Raw genomic sequence first — 14883 nt, 5'->3', positions numbered from 1 at the left:
GCCGGATGCGGCAACCGCAATCGCTTCCCTCGCCCGCGCCGGGTGAGCACCATGAGGGCAATTCCCGACCCACCCCTCGTGAGAGGAATCTCGCCATGCGTCGGAACCCTTCCCGGTCCAAGAGACCCGCAGGAAGAGCGCCGTTCTCCGACCTCACATGGGGCGCCTGACCGACCGAGACCCGGTACGCCGCCGCCCCGCTCGGGCCGGCGCGGGCACTCCTGGTGCGACAAGGAACGATGACAGATGAGGCTGATTGGCTTGCCGCAACGCCCTGAGAACGCAACGCGCTCCAGACAGATATCGGCGCTGGTCGTCGCCGCGGCGATGGCCGCCGTAGCCAGCACGGCCGCCACCACCCCGGCCAGCGCCGAGGACGGTGCGGACGGCCGGCTGGCCCCCGCCCTCACCGCTCCGGCACCGCCCCCCGACGGGCTCGCCGAGAAGCTGTCCCCCCGCCTGGCCGACCAGGAGGGCCGGGCCACCGTCTTCGTACAGCTGGCGGGCCGCTCCGCCGTCGAGGCCTTCACGGCCGGCACGGCCGCGGGAGCGGGCAAGGACGCCGCCGTACGGGCCGGCAAGGACGCGGGCCGGGCCGTCGGTGAACTCGCCGGCTCCGTCGCGGACACCCTGCGTGCCGCGGACTCCGGTGCCAAGGTCCTCGCGGTCACCTCCAACGCGGTACCCGGCCTCGTCGTCGAGGCGGACCTCGACCAGGTCCGCGCCCTCGCCGCACGGCCGGACGTGGTGTCGATCCGACCCGTCGCCACCCACGAGAAGAGCAGCACCAACTCCGTGCAGCTCACCGGCGCCCTGAACGCGTGGCGGCAGACCGGCAAGACCGGCAAGGGCGTCCGCGTCGGCATCGTGGACGACGGCATCGACTACACGCACGCCGCGTTCGGCGGCCCCGGCACCAAGGCCGCGTACAAGGCCGTCGACCCTGCCGCGGCCGACCCCGCGACCTTCCCGACCCGCAAGGTCGTCGGCGGCACCGACTTCGTCGGCGACAACTACGACGCCTCCGGGAAGCTCGGCTCGACCGTCCCGGTCCCCGACCCCAACCCGCTGTCCTGCGGACACCACGGCACGCACGGCGCGAGCATCATCGCCTCGCAGGGCGTCAACGCCGACGGCACGACCTTCACCGGCGACTACTCCGGGCTCACCCCCGAGACCGTCTCCGGGATGCGCGTCGGCCCCGGCATGGCCCCCGAGGCCTCGCTGTACTCGCTCAAGGTCTTCGGCTGCAACGGCCTGACTTCGATGCTCACCTCGAAGGCCCTCGACTACGCGCTCGACCCCGACGGCGACGGAGACTTCTCCGACAAGCTCGACATCGTCAGCCTGGCGCTGAGCAGCAACTACAACACCGTGGACGACCCGCTGTCGCTGTTCGTCCGCAAGCTCGCCCAGCACGACGTCCTCGCCGTGTTCTCCGCCGGCAACGGCGGCGACCTCTACGACGTCGCGGGCTCGCCGGGCAGCCTGGCCCCCGAGGCCCTGACCGTCGGCAGCACCCGCGACTCGTACTTCCTGCGCGACGGTGCCCGGATCGAGCAGCCCGGCGCCCTCAGCGGCGTGCGCACCGGCCAGTTCAGCCTCGCCTACGCGGGCATGGACGGCCTCGACGCCAGCCGGGAGGTCGTGCCGCTCGCCGCCGACAACGCCTTCGGCTGCAAGCCCTATGCGGCCGCGGACGCCGCCGCCGTCGCGGGCCGGATCGTCTGGCTGGAGATGAACATCCAGCGCAGCATCGAGGGCCTTGAGTGCGGCTCCGCGACCCGCGCCAACAACGCCGAACGGGCCGGCGCGACCGCCGTCGTGCTCAGCGCGGAGCAGGACCACTTCACCTCCCGGCTCACCGGCACCGCGACCATGCCGATGTTCCAGTTCACGGACACCTCCACCAAGGCCCTGCGTCCCGCCCTGGAGGCCCGGACCCTGAAGCTGCGGCTGGTCGGCTCCGACCGGGCGAGCGTCCCGACGTACGACGAGAGCCTCACCGACACCGCGTCGATCTTCACCTCCCGAGGGGTACGGGGACCGGTCGTCAAGCCCGACATCTCGGCCCCCGGCGACACCATCGCGGCCGCCTTCAGCGGCAGCGGCACCGACCGCGCCGTCTACTCCGGCACCTCGATGTCCGCGCCGCACGCCACCGGCATCATGGCCCTCATCCGCCAGGCCCGCCCCGACTGGACGTACGAGGAGGCCAAGGCCGCGGCGATGAACACCGCCGGGCACGACCTCACCCCCGGGGACGGGAAGATCTTCACGCCGCAGCGGGTCGGCGCCGGACGGATCGACGCCCTCGCGGCGCTCGACACCAACGCCCTCGCCTACGTCAGCGACGACCCGGGCGCCGTCAGCGCCTCCTTCGGCGTCGTCGAGGCCGACCGGCGGCTGACCCGCACCAAGACGGTCAAGGTGGTCAACAAGAGCGGCAAGCCGCAGCTGTTCGGCGCCGCCTACGAAGCGATCGCCGCCATGCCGGGCGTACGGTTCACCGTCTCGCCCAGCACCGTACGGGTACCCCCGCACGGGTCCGCCGAGGTCACCGTCACCCTGCGCATCGACGACGTCCGGGCCCTGCGCAAGGCCATGGACCCGACGATGGAAGCCGTCCAGGGCGGGCTCGCCCGCCAGTTCGTCGCCGACGCCTCCGGCCGGCTCGTCCTGACCCCCCGGCACGGCGCGACCCAGGCCCTGCGGGTGCCCGTCGCCGCCTCGCCCAAGCCCGTGTCCGACCTGCGGGTACCCGACTCGCTGACCTTCCGGCACGGCGCCGGGCGCGCCGTGCTGGAGCTCGGCGGCCGGGGCCTCGACCAGGGCGAGGGCGCCTCCGCCTACCGCTCGCTGATCAGCGTCTTCGAACTGGGCGCCCGGTCGCCGCGACTGCCGGACTGCGCCGCGAAGCCCGGCGGCCGCTGCGTCGTCAACGACACCGCGCGAGGTGGCGACCTGCGCTACGTCGGCGCCGCGTCCACGGCCCCGGCCGCCCGGGCCCAGGGCAGGTCCCAGGACGCCCTCGCCGCCTTCTCCGTCGTCACCTGGGGGAACTGGGCCAACATCGGCAGCAACACCGTGCCGTACGTACGGATCGACACCACGGGGGACGGGACGGCCGACTTCGAGTCGTACCTCGTCAAGGCCCCGCGCAGCGACGTCCTGCTCGTCAACACCGTCGACCTGCGCCGGCCGCTGCCCGCCGGGGGCTTCGCCTCCGTCGACACCCGGCCCGCCAACGGCCACTACGGCGACACCGACACGGACACCTTCGACACCAACGTCGTGGTCCTCCCGGTGAAGCTCGGCGCGCTCGGCATCGACCCGGTCGCGGCCACGCACCCGATCAGCTACACCGTCTCGGTCGGGGGCTTCTACCGGGCCCCCGGCAGCGCGGTCGTCGACCAGCTCGACGCGCCGGTCTCCTTCGACCCGCTGGCCCCCCGCTACTGGGTCCAGGGCAAGGGCGAACCCTCGGTGACCTTCCTGGGCCGTACGCACGGCGCCCTGGCGGTCCACCGCTCCCCGCAGGCCGGCCCGGCGGGCGAACTGCTCACCGTGCTCCACCACAACGCCAGCGGACAGCGGGCCGACGTGGTGACCGTGAAGGCACGCCCGCGCGGTTAGCGGGTGCCCGGCGGACCGTGCCGGGCCCCCGGGGGACACGCACACCCGCGGCCCCCACCGATGACGGCGACCGGCCGGTGCGTGCTCCCCCATCCCGGGGGCACGCACCGGCCGTAGGCGATGAAGGAGTACCTCCCATGGCACCAACCCGGCCGGGCGCACACCGCCCGGCGGCCGCGGTGGACTTCCGGCTCCTGGGCGATCTCGACGTCCGGCTCGGCGGCGTCCGCTGGAAGGCACCCTCCCGCAAGCCCCGCAGGATGCTCGCCGCGCTACTGCTGGAACCGCGCCGGCAGGTCCCCAAGGACCGCCTGGTGGAGGCGGTCTGGGACGGCGAGCCGCCTCGATCGGCCGCCGGCGCCATCCAGGTCTACGCCTCCCAGCTGCGCCGGGTGCTCCCCGGCTGCGACCTCGTCTGCTCCGGGGAGGGCTACCTCCTCGACATCGAACCCGCGGCGGTGGACCTGCACCGCTTCCGGCTGCTCGTGGCCTCCGCGCAGGCGCTGCCCGACGAGGCCCGCGCCGGACAACTGCGCGAGGCACTCGGCCTGTTCCGGGGCGAGCCGCTCGCCGACATCGGCTCCGACACGCTGCGCCGCGCCTTCGAACCGGTCATCGTGGAGGAGCGCCTGAGCACCCTGGAACACCTCGTCGAGCTCGAACTGGCCCTCGGCCGCGGTGACCGCCTGCTCCCCGAACTGCTGCGGCTGACCCGGGAGCACCCCCTGCGGGAGCGTCTGTGGGAGCAGTTGGTGCGCTGCCAGGTCCGCGCCGGCCACCGGATGGGCGCCGCCGCCAGCTACGAGCAGGCCCGCCGGCTGCTGCGCGAGGAGCTCGGCGTGGATCCGGGACCCGGACTGCGCGACGCCCGGCGCCAGATCGACGCCTGCCCGCCCGAGCCGTTGCCCGCGTGGCGGGCGGAGCACCGCCTCCCGGTGCCCGCCGGAGGTACCGCGCCTCCCCCCGGCCCCGGGGCGGCCCGCACCCCGGAGCACCCGGGTCCGGCGGACCCCCGCGTCCCGCGGCCCGCCGGCTCCGTCCCCCGCCCGACGACCGCCCCGCCGTCGTCGGCGCAGGGGGTCCCGGCGCCTCCGGTAGCGGCCGGCGGCGCCCGCGCGCCCGGAGTCCCGGCGGACCAAGGGTCCGTACGGGCCGCACGCGACGACGGGAGCCCCGCGCGCCCGGTGCCCGCGCCCGGCCTCCCGGCGGACGGGGGAGCCGTGGCCGCCGGCGCGGGGCGCGCGACGTCGGGGGCCGCGGCTGCGGGCGCGCCGCTGCCGGGGCGACGGCTGGCGCAGGCCTGCTTCGCCGAACCCTCAGGCCGGGCGGAGGCGGATTCGCGGACGGGCGCCGAGAACATCGGGCCCCGGATGCTTCCGAGGGACCTCGTCGACTTCACGGGCCGCACCGCCGAACTCGACCGGGCCGCCGCGCTCGTCCGGGCCGCCGGATCCGGCGCCGCGATCCTCGCCGTCACCGGCATGGCCGGCGTCGGCAAGACCGCCCTGGCCACCCGCGTCGCGCACCGCGCGAGCGCCGCCTACCCGGACGGGCAACTCTTCGTCGACCTGCACGGGCACAGCGCCGAACGCGACCCGCTGCCCGCCCACGAGGCACTCGACCTGCTGCTGCGCATGGCCGGCGAGCCCTGCGAACACCCCACCGGGGACGGCGCCGGCACCGCCCTGTCGGCCGCCCGCTGGCGCGCCACGCTGGCCCGCCGCCGGATGATCGTCGTCCTGGACAACGCCGCCGACGCCGCGCACATCCGCCCGCTCCTGCCGGGCGACTCGGCCAGTCTGGTCGTCATCACCAGCCGGGGCCCCCTCGCCGAGGTGGACGGAGCCCACCAGCTGCCCCTGGGCGTGCTCTCCGCCGCGGAGGCGTCGGCGCTCTTCACCGGGATCACCGGGATCACCGGGACGGCCGGCACGGCGGGCCCCGAGTCACCCGAACGCCGCGGCCGGGCCGCCGCCGAGGTGGCGCGGCTGTGCGGGAACCTGCCGCTGGCCGTCCGGCTCGCCGCCGTCCGGCTCCGCGAGCGGCCCACCTGGCCCGCCGAGGAGCTCGTCGGCCGGCTGCGCGGCGACCACGCCCTCGACGAACTGCGCCTGGGCAGCCGCAGCGTGAGCCAGGCCTTCCACGCCTCGTACCGCTCCCTCACCGATGCCGAGCGGCGCGTCTTCCGCTGCCTGGGGCTGCTGCCCGGGCCGGACGCCGACGCGGCGGCCATCACGGCGCTGACGGCCGCCCCGCCCTCGCGGCTGCGGCCCGTGCTGGAGAGCCTGCTGGACCGCAACCTGCTGGAGCAGCACGCCAGCAACCGGTTCCGGCTGCACCCGCTGCTGCGCCGGTACGCCCTGCGGGCCGCGGGCCGCGAGGACGCCGAGCCGGCCCGCCGGGCCGCCGTCGGCCGGCTCGCCGACCACTACCTCGTACACGCCCGATCGGCGGTGCGGATGTTGCGCCCGCCCCGGACCCTGCTGGCCCTCGACGGCGCCGAGCCGCTCTTCCCGCACGCGCGGGCCGCCGCCCGGTGGCTGGCGGTGGAGCGGCCCAACCTGACGGCCGCCGCGTACCGGCCCGCCGCCGCACTGCCCGTCGAGCGCACCCGGGCCCTGGTCCAACTCCTGCTCCGCCACGACGAGCTGACCCGCGCCGCGCTACGCCCGGCCCGCCAGCGCGAGCTCGGCCAGGGCCGCGACCTCGGCCGCCAGCGGGCGGTCGCGCTGGAGGGGCGGAGCGGCCTCGGCTAGCCGCGCCCACAGGCCGCTCGGGCGGGCCCCCGTGAGATGCCCCGCCTGGGTCAGGGCCAGGAGCAGCCCGCCCGTGATCCAGCGCAGCCGGTCGAGGATGTCGGCGACCGCTGTGGCGCTGTTGAGGGCGAGCGGCACGTGGTCCTGGTTCTCCAGATTCGTGGGGATCGTCGTCATCGACGCCGGGTAGCCGAGCTGGCGGATGCGGGACAGGTGCGAGGACGCGGCGATCTGCACCCCGGCGAGTCCGCTGTCCCGGCCCGGGACGGACGCCAGCAGGGGCGGCAGACCGCCGTTGGCCCGGGGATCGAGCAGCAGGGCGAGCTGGCGCTCCAGCAGCAGCGCGACCTGGTGGGCGCAGGTCGCGTGCGACTCCGAGGCCAGGGCGACCGGCGCGGCGTGGAAGTTGCCGCCGTGCCGGATCGCGCCGTCGACGGTCACCGGGTTGTCCGTACAACCCGCCGCTTCCGCCAGCAGCACCTCCTCCTGGAACCGCAGCTGGTCCAGCACCGCGCCCAGCACCTGCGGGGCGCAGCGCAGCGCGTACCGCTCCTGCAACGGCCGCTCGGGCCCCCGTACGTGCTCGGTCGGCAACTCGGCCCGGATCAGGGCCGCCGCCCGCCGCTGTCCCGGCTGGTTGCGCACCCGGCTCAGCCCGTCGTGGTACGGATCCGGGTCGGCGCCCAGCAGCGCGGCCAGCCGGCCGGTCGCCGCGGCCGCCAGCCGGACCGCGGCGGCCAGCTCCCGGTGGTTGTGCAACGCCTGGGCCAGACAGGCTCCGGAACCGTTGACGAAGGCGAGCGCGCCGCGCGCGTCCCACACGACGCCCGGGAGACCGAGTCGGCGCAACACCTCGGCGGGATGCTCGTGGCCGGCCCGCGGACGGCGCGGATCCGCCCAGGCCCACTGGCCCTCCGCCGCCCCGGTGGCGGCCAGCGCGGCATGGGCGAGCGGTACGAGGTCCCCGCTGGCGCTCAGGCTGCCGTCGCGCGGCACCACGGGGGTGAAGCCCGCGTTCCACTGGTCGGCGAGCGACTGCCACAGCTCGGGGTCCACGGCGGAATGGCCCGCGGTCATCCCGTGCAGCCGCAGCCACACCATGGTGCGGGTCACCGCCGGGGTCAGCGGCTCGCCCTGGCCGGCCGCGAGGTGCCGGACCAGTCCCAGTCCCTGGGCTCCGGGATCGCTGTCGGCGGCGTAGTCGACGAGCGGGCCGAAGCCACGGGTGGCGCCGTACACGTCCCGGGACTCCCGGGCCCGCTCGAAGACCTCGCGGCTGGCCGCCATCCGCTCCCGGCCGGCCGGGGTCTGCTCGATCCGCGCGGTCCAGGCGCTGTGCGCGAGCAGGGCCTCGACGCCGTCGCGCCCCGGTCCGGCAGAGCCCGTACCCGTACTCGTGTCCGTACCCGTGTCCGTACCCGGGCCCGGTTCCGTCGGCGCGCCCGTCAGCGCGCCCGCCACGGCGCCCGTCATCGCGCCCCCCGCGGCTCGGCCACGGCGAGGCCGGGCAGTTCCCCCGTCAGGACGCGGTCACCGGCTCGCGGGATGCGCCGGACGCGGATCACCGTACGGGGCCCCGGGCAGGAGCCGAGCGCCCCGGTCAGGCGGGACCGCACCTGGGCCGGTTCCAGATCGCCGTCGCTCGCGTAGTACAGCCCGTAGTGCTCACCGCGGATCTCGTCGGCCACCGGCACGCAGGCGGCGTCCGTGCCGGGCAGCGCCTCCCGTACGAGCTGCTCGACCCGGCCCAGGTCGCAGCGCACCCCGTTGACCTTCACGATCCCCGAAGCGCGGCCGATCCTGCGGAAGGTCCGCGCGCCCTCGGCGACCACGAGGTCGGGCATCGTCAACTCGCGGGGCGCGGGCCGGCCCGGCCGGCGCGCCAGCCGGGGCCCGCTGACGGTCAGCGGGCGGATCCCGGGGCCGGTGTCCCGCCACCCGACGTCGGGCAGCAGCCGCCACGACTCCTCGTCCCGGGCCACGGGATCGACGTTCCGGGTGGCGACGGCGCCGGTCTCGGTCGAGCCGAGCACCTCCAGCGCGCGGAAGCCGGTGCCCGCCAGCCGTTGCGTCACCTCGAAGGTGGCGCCGGTGGCCCGGGCCGTGCTGTGCACGGCGATCACCTCGCGGGGGGCGGCGGGCACCGGAAGGCGGCGCAGCAGCTGCCAGGTCGACGGCAGACAGGCCAGCAGGGTCCGGGCCCCCGCCTCGAACTCGGGCGGATCCAGCGGCCGGTCCCAGCAGAGCAGTGCCGGTACGCCCAGCAGCCGGGGTATCTCGACCCCGAAGATCCGGCCGTACAGATGGCGCGGCGGGGCGAAGCACACGACCCGGTCCACCCGGCCGAGGGCCGTGACCAGCAGTTCGGCCTCGGCCGTCAGCTGGGCGGCGGTGCGCAGCCAGGTGACGGGCGCGGCGGTGGTGCCGGAGGTGTCGAAGGCGGTGTCCCCGGGTGGGGGCGCGGCCGCCCGCGTCACCGGCCGGTCCCCAGGACCCCGGCGTCCTCCAGCCGGTCGGCGACGAAACGGGACATGCGCCCGACGGTGGCGAACCAGTGCCGTACGTCGTCGCCCACCAGGTCCACCTCGATGCCGAACTCGCCCTCCACGGCGCTGATGCACTCCATCACGGTGAGGCTGTCGTACCCGTCTCCGAGCGCCGCCCGCAGGTCGGTGTCGTCCGGGACCGAGGCGAACTCCGGCCCCAGCCGGGACGCCAGGAGCACGCGGAGCCGGGTGTGCACGGAGTCGAGGGGTGTCGTCATCGTGGCTGTCCTTCGCTGACGTCCGGGCCGACCGGTGAGTCGGACCGGTGAAGTGGACCCGCCGCCGCGATGTAGACGTCGGCGGGTGACGTGGGGCGGAACTCCAGGTAGAAGAAGGGGCTGTGGACCGTCACCCCGAGGGCCTCGGCGATGTGCGCGGCCAGTTGGGAGCGGAACTCCTCGTCCCGGTCGGGGGAGACGCAGCAGAGCACCGAGGCGTGGTGCAGGCCCTCCCCCTCGGCGGGGCGCGCCAGCGCGGCGACCGGCCAGCCGCCCGCGAAGATCCGTTCCTCGTCGGCCGTGTCGAAGCGGACGACGACGTGGGCCCGGTGGACGCCGCGGCCGGTCAGCCAGCGGGTGATGCTCAGGGCGACCGCCCGGCGCCGGGGGGCGGACAGGTCCGCGGTCGCGATGGTGATCGTAGGCATCGTGGTCCCAGGGGGAGGCGGGTCGGGGCAGGGGCGGGGGCTGCGCGGGGTCAGGAGAGCGTCAGGGCGGGCAGTTCGGCCCCGGTCCGGGAACGGCTTCCGGCAGCGGCAGCGGCAGCGGCACCGGCACCGGCGGTGGCGCCGGGACCCGACCCGGACGCGGCGTCGGCAGCCTGCCGCAGCAGCGTGCCGAGGAGCGCGGCGAGCGGACCCCCGCCGGTGGGCGCCAGCGGGGACCAGGCCGTACCGTCCGGCCGGTCGACGGCCTTGAGGAACGACCCCAGGTGCCCGGTGTCCACGGGCAGGTTGGCGCGCCCGAGGGCCACCAGTGCCTCGTACGTGGACAGCAGGTCCGGCAGCCGGTTGCCCTCGTTCGCGAACCCGCCGCCGCGCACCCGGTGCGACTCCAGCGCCGAGGCCGTCTCCGCGACCGGCACGGGCGCCCCGGCGGCGGCCAGGACGCGGTGTGCCTGCAGCGTCGAGCGCAGGCTCGCGGGGGCGCCGGGCACATGGCCGAAACGCCCGCCCGGGCGCGCGCAGGACGCGGTGAAGCGGACCAGCGCCCGGACGTCCAGCGCACGGGAGACCGGTGTGCCGAGCAGCCGCAGCGTCTCCACGGCGGAGGCCGTGGAGACCAGGTCGGAGCCGCGCCCGCTCCAGTAGCCGAAGCCCCCGTCGTCGTTCTGCAGTCCGGTGAGCCAGTCGGCGATTCCCGTGCGGGCCGCCGGGTCCCCGGCGAACACGCCCGCCGCCACGGCCCACAGCGTGCTGCGCACCTCTGCGCCCCGCCCGGGCATGTACATCACCCCGCCCTCGTTGGGCAGCCGGCAGGTCTCCATCCAGCGCACCAGTTCCGCGCGCCGTTCCCCGCCGGTCGCCGGGTCCAGGGCGAGCGCGGCGGTCGTCAGCGCGTCGGCGGCCAGCTCCGGTTCACGGTACGTGTACCCGCCGCCGGGGACGGCCAGCGCGGCGACGCGCCGGGTGACGGCGCCGGCGACCGCGTCGGTGGGGGCGCCCAGGGCGCGCAGGGTGCCGACCGCGCAGAAGGACGCCCACACGTCCTCCACCGCGTAGTCCTCCCAGCGCACGAAGGCTCCGGACGCGCCGCGGAGCCGTAGCACCCACTCCGCGCAGCGCTCCGGCTCCGCGGGCGCCGCCCCCAGCGCGGCCAGCGCTCCCGTCGCGCGGTACGTCGCCCACATGCAGGGCACCTCGGCGGCGGGGGAGAAGCGGAAGCCGCCGGAAGGCTCCTGCTGCGCGCGCAGCCACGCGACCAGCCGGTCGACGTCCCACGGCGGCGGTGCGCCGGGAACGGCGGCCCAGGCCAATACCCCGTAGTAGCAGGCCCGTACGTCCGCACGGCCGTGGCGGGCGTCCGCCGGCGTCCACCCGAGCCCCCCGGCCGGTCCCTGGAGCTCGCCGAGCCAGCGCAGCAGCCGCCGGTGCCGGCTCCGGCCGGGATCGGCGTCCGGGGCGTCGTCGGCGGCGAGGGAATCTGCGGCGAGGGAGGCGGCCGTCCGGGCGGTGAAGTGCGTGGCCCACACCTCGGCGCCCTGGCCCGGCTGCATGCCGTACGCCTCGCCGGTCCAGGTGGACTCCAGCCAGTGGGCCGTCCGCTCGGGCCGGGGCAGCGGGTGGCCGAGGTCCCGCAGGGCCTGGGTGCAGTAGAAGGTCGCCCAGGCGTCGGAGGCCATGCCGGCGCTCCACGCGTAACCGCCGTCCTGGTTGCGGCGGGAGAGGAGGTAGCCCGCCGTGTCCGCCGGGGCGGCCGCCGTGTCGGCCCGGTCCAGCCAGGCGAGGGTCCTCGTCGCCGCGTAGGTGCACCACAGGTCGGGCTCGCCGGTGACCGCGCCGAGGGCCGACCGTGCCGGGCCGGTCACGGATTGCGCTCCAGCACCCGGACGTTCGAGCGTTTCCAGCTCTTCTGCGAGGCCCCGCTCTTGGTCTTCTGCGACAGGGAGTTGACGAACGCGACACGGTCCCAGGAGAGGCCGAGCCGTTCCTTCGAGACGCGCCGCACCTCCTCGGCGACCGCCGGCTCGTCCATCCGGTCCGCGCCGGAGAGCCGCTCCAGCAGCAACTGGGCGAAGTCGCCGGTCGGCCCGACCTCGATCAGGTACCCGGTGGCCTCGGCCACGCCGAACACCACCTCCTCCACGTCGCGCGGGGTCAGCGGGACGCCGTGCACGTGCAGCGTGTCGGAGGCCCGGCCGTGCACCGTGATCAGCGCGGTGGCCCGACCGCAGGGGCAGCCGTGCGTGAGCGTCACCAGATCGCCCGTGCGCAGCCGCAGCAGCGGCCGGGCGTAGGCGTTGAGCGGGGTGACCACCAGCTGCCCGGAGCCGCCGCCGCGGACGGGGACGATCGCGTCCCCCGTGTCCAGCTCGAAGTACGTGGCGGCGGGGAGCAGGTGCTGGCCGCCGGCCGCACAGGTGGTGGCGAGCGTGCCCGTCTCGGTGCTGCCGTAGCTGGCGTCATGGGCGTCGGCGCCCCACCACTGCCCCAACCGGGCGCGGAAGGGCGCGGTGTTGACCTCGCCGAGCAGCATCAGCCGGCGCAGCCCGGCGCCGAGCTCGGGCAGCAGCCCGCGACCGGCCACCAGCCGGGTCCACTCCAGGGCCACCCCGGGCGCCAGGAAGACGGTGGTCGGACGGTAGCTCTGCCACAGCTCCACCAGCCGATCCCAGCCGGTGATGCCGGCGGCGAACGGGTAGGCGCGCACATGGGAGAGGTCGAGATAGTCGCTGACCTGGGCGATCAGGTCTCCGACCGGGACCACGTCCGAGGGCATGAGGCTGAGGATCCGCTCGTCCTCGTCCAGGACGGACCGCCAGGCCTCGGCGACCGAGACGGTGTTCCAGATGACGTCCTCGGCGAGTCTCGGCGTGGGCGTGGGGCTGCCCGTGCTGCCGGTCGTCTCGTAGTACCGCAGGGCCTCGCCGGGCGCGACGGTCGCGAAGTCGAGCGGCCGGGCCTTGAGCTCCTCGCGGGGCGTGGGCGCCAGCGCGGCGAACGCGTCGGCGGAGAAGGGCCCGAGCGTCCGGTAGGCCGGTGCGGCCGAGGCCCTCTCCCACACCCGGGCGAGTTTGCGCGCATAGAATTCCGGCCCCGGTGTTCCGGCCGTTTCCTCGGTCTCCCGCCGCGCCTCGCGCAGGAGCTCCAATCGTCTTTCGTGATGCAAAATCACTTGATCCCCCGGCACAACCGCTGGATGAGAGTCGACCGACAGCTAACACCGGGCCGAGGGTGATGTCCATGCGCTTAAGAGTTCCTGAAATCCAACGGCACGCGGACTGCTGTGACGTGAGCGTCGTCCCCGGTGTTAAGCATTCGTTAAGCGCCGCCGGGCATGGTTCCGGGCGGGAGCTGGAACGGGGTCTACCGAAGGAGCGTTCTTGACCAGAGTCGTTGTCACCGGAGCCGGTACGGGCATCGGCCGGGCCGCGGCCCGCTTGTTCGCCCTGGACGGCGCGGAGGTGGTCGTGGTCGGCCGGCGCGCGGACGTACTGAAGGAGGTGGCGGCGGGCCTGGCCCCCGCCACCGTCCACGTCGTGGCCGCCGACCTCGCCGAGACGGCCGGCGCCGAACAGGTGCTCGCCGCGCTCCCCGACGGACCGGTCGACGTGCTCGTGAACAACGCGGGCGGAATCGACAGGGCCAAGCAGCCCGGACTGGCCGGGTACGCTGACTCCTTCCGGCGCACCCTCGACGCCAACCTCTTCTCGGCGGCGGTGCTCACCGAGGCGCTCTGGCCGCGCCTGCTGCGGCCCGGCGCGCGGGTCGTCAACGTGAGCTCGGTGGCCGCGCGCCGCGGCGGCGCCGACGGGTACACCGCCGCGAAGGCGGGGATGATCGGCTGGTCCCAGGGCCTGGCCCGCAAGGGCGGACCGGAGGGCATCCTGGTCAACACCGTGGCGCCCGGCTACGTCCAGGACACCGAGTTCTTCGACCCCTCGGGACGTTCGGCCCGGCACGACAGCCTGGTGGCCGACACCCTCGTCGGCCGCGCCGGCGTACCGGACGACATCGCGGCCGTGATTCACTTCCTGGCCTCACCGGCCGCCGGATGGATCACCGGACAGGTATTCGACGTCAATGGCGGAAGCGTACTGGGGAGATGAGCGCCGAGATGCAGCGCAGACGCATTCTCTACATATTTCCCGACCGGAGCTCGGAACTCCTCCGCGCTTATGAGGAGGGCGAATTCTGGGTCGATTACAAAGCGGCGGCCGAGCGGGCCGGACTCGATTTCGGGGTGGCCGCGCCCGACCACATAGCCATCGCCCGCGGGACGGCCTACTGGCGGGACGAACCGCTGTCCCCGGAGCGGGACATCATCGTCTACGGCGTGCGCACCAGCCCCACCCACGAGATCGACCTGTGGGCCGGCGTGTCGTTGATGCGCTCGCTCGCGACCCTGGGCTTCTGGCTGCCGATCCCGCTCGACACCGGCATCCTGCTCAACGACAAGTACGCGACCCTGAACGCCTTCCTGGACTCGCCGGTCCCGGTCGTGCCCACCATCCGGCTCGCCGCCGACCGCGACGTGCACCGGCTGCGGCACCTCAACCTCGTACCGAACGACTGGTTCCCGGTGTTCGTCAAACCGCTCTCCTGGAGCGGCGGGCAGGGCTGCGTGGCCTGCCCGGACCGCGACAGCCTCGAAGCGGTGCTCGGCCTCGCCGCCGGCAGCCGGACCGGCGTGGCGATCCAGCCCCGGCTGGCCGGCGTCACCGCCGACATCCGCGTCGTCGCCGTCGAGGGCACCATCGTCGCGATGTTCGACCGGATCCCCCGCCAGGGCTCGCACGTCGCGAACGTCACCCGGGGCGGCAGCTACTCCGTGCGCGCCGAGATCGATCCCCGTGTCCACGACCTGGTCAAACTCGCCGCGCGGCGGCTGGGCGTCGCCTACCTCTGCGTCGACCTGCTGCTGGCGGACGGCACCCTGTGGCTGTCGGAGTTCGAGGCCGACGGGGCGGTGTCGCGGCTGCTCGCGCCCGCCGACCTCGTCCACCACGTCGTCGCCACCCGCTTCGCCGCCTACGAGCGCAGGCTCGACGCGTTCCTGGCCGGCCGCTGACGCGGTTGCCGACCCGGCGGAGGCTGCCGGCCCCACAGGCACCGGTCCGGCCACGGCCGCCGGTCCGGCCAGGGCACCGGCCCTGCCGCGGGCGCGGCCCGGCCACGGGCACCGGCCGCTGACCCCGTCCGCCGCCCCTGCCCCGCTGCCTTAACCCCGCAGCCCCCGCCCCTTGCCCGCAGCCCCGGCCCGCCGACGCGGATCCGGACGACCCGA

The 14883-nt window shown here is 75.3% G+C and carries 10 protein-coding genes; 4 read left to right on the top strand and 6 right to left on the bottom strand.

Going from position 1 to position 14883, the window contains the following annotated elements:
* Nucleotides 1–261: 261 nt before the first annotated feature.
* Nucleotides 262–3636, top strand: a complete 3375-nt coding sequence (locus ACWFQ8_RS06485; RefSeq protein ID WP_453785063.1) for a S8 family serine peptidase — start codon at nucleotides 262–264, stop codon at nucleotides 3634–3636.
* 137 nt (nucleotides 3637–3773) lie between these two features.
* On the top strand, nucleotides 3774–6392 hold the full coding sequence (locus ACWFQ8_RS06480; protein ID WP_453785062.1) for an AfsR/SARP family transcriptional regulator: 2619 nt from the start codon (nucleotides 3774–3776) through the stop codon (nucleotides 6390–6392).
* On the opposite strand, the gene ACWFQ8_RS06475 is transcribed toward ACWFQ8_RS06480, so the two are convergent.
* The 6 genes from ACWFQ8_RS06475 to ACWFQ8_RS06450 are packed head-to-tail and all read right to left on the bottom strand — an operon-like array spanning nucleotide 6300 to nucleotide 12660.
* The gene (locus ACWFQ8_RS06475; RefSeq protein ID WP_453785061.1) at nucleotides 6300–7865 is read right to left on the bottom strand and encodes an aromatic amino acid ammonia-lyase; all 1566 of its coding nucleotides are present in this window, start codon (nucleotides 7863–7865) and stop codon (nucleotides 6300–6302) included. The two genes, ACWFQ8_RS06480 and ACWFQ8_RS06475, sit on opposite strands and share 93 nt — an antisense overlap.
* On the bottom strand, nucleotides 7862–8869 hold the full coding sequence (locus ACWFQ8_RS06470) for an AMP-binding protein (protein ID WP_453785060.1): 1008 nt from the start codon (nucleotides 8867–8869) through the stop codon (nucleotides 7862–7864). The genes ACWFQ8_RS06475 and ACWFQ8_RS06470 overlap by 4 nt, the downstream gene beginning before the upstream one ends.
* Nucleotides 8866–9156, bottom strand: a complete 291-nt coding sequence (locus tag ACWFQ8_RS06465) for an acyl carrier protein (RefSeq protein WP_453785059.1) — start codon at nucleotides 9154–9156, stop codon at nucleotides 8866–8868. The genes ACWFQ8_RS06470 and ACWFQ8_RS06465 overlap by 4 nt, the downstream gene beginning before the upstream one ends.
* Nucleotides 9153–9584 carry a hypothetical protein gene (locus tag ACWFQ8_RS06460; protein WP_453785058.1) on the bottom strand — a complete coding sequence of 144 codons (432 nt, stop codon included), beginning with the start codon at nucleotides 9582–9584 and terminating at the stop codon, nucleotides 9153–9155. The genes ACWFQ8_RS06465 and ACWFQ8_RS06460 overlap by 4 nt, the downstream gene beginning before the upstream one ends.
* 50 nt (nucleotides 9585–9634) lie before the next feature.
* Nucleotides 9635–11464: a prenyltransferase/squalene oxidase repeat-containing protein gene (locus ACWFQ8_RS06455; RefSeq protein ID WP_453785057.1), complete on the bottom strand. Its 1830-nt coding sequence runs from the start codon at nucleotides 11462–11464 to the stop codon at nucleotides 9635–9637.
* A complete protein-coding gene (locus ACWFQ8_RS06450; RefSeq protein ID WP_453785056.1) occupies nucleotides 11461–12660 on the bottom strand; it encodes a phenylacetate--CoA ligase family protein in 1200 nt (399 codons plus the stop codon). Before ACWFQ8_RS06450 ends, ACWFQ8_RS06455 begins: the two co-directional genes overlap by 4 nt.
* 319 nt (nucleotides 12661–12979) lie before the next feature.
* On the opposite strand from ACWFQ8_RS06450, the gene ACWFQ8_RS06445 reads away from it, so the two are divergent.
* Nucleotides 12980–13705 (top strand): SDR family NAD(P)-dependent oxidoreductase, encoded by a 726-nt coding sequence (locus ACWFQ8_RS06445; RefSeq protein ID WP_453785055.1) that lies wholly within the window; start codon nucleotides 12980–12982, stop codon nucleotides 13703–13705.
* A complete protein-coding gene (locus tag ACWFQ8_RS06440; protein WP_453785054.1) occupies nucleotides 13702–14667 on the top strand; it encodes an ATP-grasp domain-containing protein in 966 nt (321 codons plus the stop codon). Before ACWFQ8_RS06445 ends, ACWFQ8_RS06440 begins: the two co-directional genes overlap by 4 nt.
* The last annotated feature ends 216 nt before the right edge of the window (nucleotides 14668–14883 follow it).

This window comes from Streptomyces sp. NPDC055254, from assembly GCF_053606025.1.
Note: the sequence above shows the minus strand (reverse complement) of the source record. Positions and strands in the feature narration are given on the sequence as shown.

What these genes read in the sequence shown, in the direction of transcription:
- ACWFQ8_RS06475 (WP_453785061.1), bottom strand. Translation starts at nt 7,865, where the DNA reads ATGACGGGCGCCGTGGCGGGCGCGCTGACGGGCGCGCCGACGGAACCG.
- ACWFQ8_RS06440 (WP_453785054.1), top strand. Translation starts at nt 13,702, where the DNA reads ATGAGCGCCGAGATGCAGCGCAGACGCATTCTCTACATATTTCCCGAC.
- ACWFQ8_RS06460 (WP_453785058.1), bottom strand. Translation starts at nt 9,584, where the DNA reads ATGCCTACGATCACCATCGCGACCGCGGACCTGTCCGCCCCCCGGCGC.
- ACWFQ8_RS06480 (WP_453785062.1), top strand. Translation starts at nt 3,774, where the DNA reads ATGGCACCAACCCGGCCGGGCGCACACCGCCCGGCGGCCGCGGTGGAC.
- ACWFQ8_RS06465 (WP_453785059.1), bottom strand. Translation starts at nt 9,156, where the DNA reads ATGACGACACCCCTCGACTCCGTGCACACCCGGCTCCGCGTGCTCCTG.